Raw genomic sequence first — 2255 nt, 5'->3', positions numbered from 1 at the left:
ACGATGGAAGATATTGATAGCGAATAGTAGCTAGTTCAAGAAGTTTGAAAGCAAGCTTTTCCAGTCATCAATCCCGGTTTGCTCAGAATCTAGAAATTCAAAACCTACCAAATAGCCGTCGCGACAAGACTGAGTCCAACGAACCTCACCAGCAAGCCGGAAATTCTCTGTAAACTCGTCCAGATCGACAACCAAAGTATGTATTGCACCATTCTGCATGTCCTCATCGGCTAGAAGCTGCGCTCCCGTTGCGGACAAATCCAATACCTCGCAACGAATGATTTCTGGTAAAGCACTAGTGTCTGGCTCTGCTGAGGTCACTTCTACAAATATCTCACCGCTGCGATAGATTCTTGCTTCGCCGCGTCTTTCGTCATCACTAAAATATTGGGTCATGGTTTTCTTATAGGTGCCTTAGCTCAATACATTACTAATTGAGTATAGCCATAAGCGCGTTTTTGGCGCGATAAAACCCTATTTTTATGAATCATTCACGTAACACAACCCTAGACGTTGCAAAGCCGGCTTTATTGCTGCAACATCGTTGGCTAACTTAGATTTGTAACTTAAAACAATAACCTGTCGGTAGTAGACGATATTTAGTAGGTTAAAACCATGAGCACCGAATTAGACAACATCAACGTTGCTAGCCAAGAACTTCTTATCACTCCAGCACAACTTAAAAGCGATATTCCGCTTTCTGATAAAGCCAAAGAGACTATCCAACAAGGCCGCGATACTGTAAATCGCATTTTGGACCGAGAAGACAAACGTATTTTTCTCGTTGTGGGCCCATGCTCTATTCATGATGTAGACGCTGCAAAAGAATATGCACTGAAGCTAAAAGAGCTGTCAGACAAGGTAAAGGACACCCTTTACCTGGTTATGCGTGTCTATTTCGAAAAGCCGCGCACGACGGTTGGCTGGAAGGGTTTGATCAATGACCCACACTTGAACGACTCTTTTGAGCTCGAAGACGGTTTGCATATTGGCCGAAAGCTGTTGTTAGATATTGCTGAAATCGGGCTGCCAACTGCGACAGAGGCACTTGACCCGATCTCGCCACAGTACTTACAAGATACCATCTCTTGGTCGGCAATCGGCGCTAGAACCACAGAGTCGCAAACGCACAGAGAGATGAGCTCTGGACTTTCCGTAGCAATCGGTTTTAAGAACGGCACCGATGGTGGCCTAGGTGTCGCAATCAACGCACTGGGTTCGGTTGCCCACCCGCATAGCTTTCTAGGCATTAATCGCGAGGGGCAAGTTTCTGTGGTCCGAACGAAAGGCAACCCCTATGCTCACGTTGTACTTCGTGGGGGTGGTGGCAAGCCAAATTATGATTCGGTAAACGTAGCCCTTTGTGAGCAGGCCCTTGAAAAGGCCAATCTTGCGAAAAACATCATGATTGACTGTAGCCACGCGAATTCAAATAAAGATCCTGCGCTGCAACCTCTTGTTATGCAAGACGCCACAAATCAGATTATTGACGGCAACAAGTCGATTATTGGCTTGATGATTGAGAGTAATTTGAATTGGGGTAGCCAGTCTATTCCTGAAAACCTCCAAGACCTTCAGTATGGCGTTTCTGTCACCGACGCATGCATTGACTGGGAAACAACAGAAAAAGCCATTCTAGATATGCATACAAAACTCAAGGATGTGTTGCCAAACCGATAGAGAAGTAATTCTTATCGTAAAAGCCGCTCGCTTAGATTGCGTATTGACAGTCTTACGAGCGGCTTTCTTGCTTTAGCATGTGTTAAACAGCAGCTCTTTCGGTAACGTCTACCTCAGCTCGCTTGATACTGAGGTCTTCGATGTAACAGCGATCTTCAGCTTGCAATCCGGCACAGGCCACTTTTAGTGCTAACAAAGGCCCTTTAGTTTCGATTTCAACAAAGGATGAAAGCATCGAACTCGACTTGTCTTCGACCAATTGTTCTTCAACGAGCGCCACATGCTCTCCTGCCGCATCGGTATAGGACAGGCATAGTGTCACGAGGCGATTCTCATCGGACAAACCAAACCGTAACCACGCTGCCATATTGAAAGTGTATCGCTGCTTTCGTTTGCTGTGAATCGGTTCAACCTTCGACTTTGATTTAAGCCCTATTTTGACCTTACCTAACAAGCCACGCGTTGATTTTTTCGTTTCATCACCTGCTGATAGCTCAGGGTTATCTACACCAACTTGGCTTAGTGGAACAGCTTGTAGCTCTAGTAATCGAATCGCTGATCGGGGAAGAACACTC

Annotated in this window: 3 protein-coding genes; 1 reads left to right on the top strand and 2 read right to left on the bottom strand. The window is 45.7% G+C overall.

Annotated elements, in window-relative coordinates; translation table 11 throughout:
* Window positions 1-30: 30 nt before the first annotated feature.
* Complete coding sequence (locus tag A3750_RS11550) at window positions 31-396, bottom strand: PilZ domain-containing protein (protein WP_068453252.1); 366 nt, start codon at window positions 394-396, stop codon at window positions 31-33.
* 219 nt (window positions 397-615) lie between these two features.
* Between A3750_RS11550 and A3750_RS11545 the strand changes: the two genes are divergently transcribed.
* Entirely contained in the window at window positions 616-1680 is a 1065-nt protein-coding gene (locus tag A3750_RS11545; protein ID WP_068453250.1) for a 3-deoxy-7-phosphoheptulonate synthase, read from the top strand.
* Between the two features lie 82 nt (window positions 1681-1762).
* Here the strand turns inward: A3750_RS11545 and A3750_RS26105 are convergent.
* Window positions 1763-2255 (bottom strand): hypothetical protein (locus tag A3750_RS26105; protein WP_197475005.1); only part of this gene is annotated, 493 nt, incomplete at its 5' end.

It is taken from the genome of Oleiphilus sp. HI0079 (assembly GCF_001635105.1).
Note: the sequence above shows the minus strand (reverse complement) of the source record. Positions and strands in the feature narration are given on the sequence as shown.

Bases quoted from the DNA above. Each gene is read 5' to 3' on its own strand.
- A3750_RS11550 (WP_068453252.1), bottom strand. From the start codon at position 396: ATGACCCAATATTTTAGTGATGACGAAAGACGCGGCGAAGCAAGAATC.
- A3750_RS11545 (WP_068453250.1), top strand. From the start codon at position 616: ATGAGCACCGAATTAGACAACATCAACGTTGCTAGCCAAGAACTTCTT.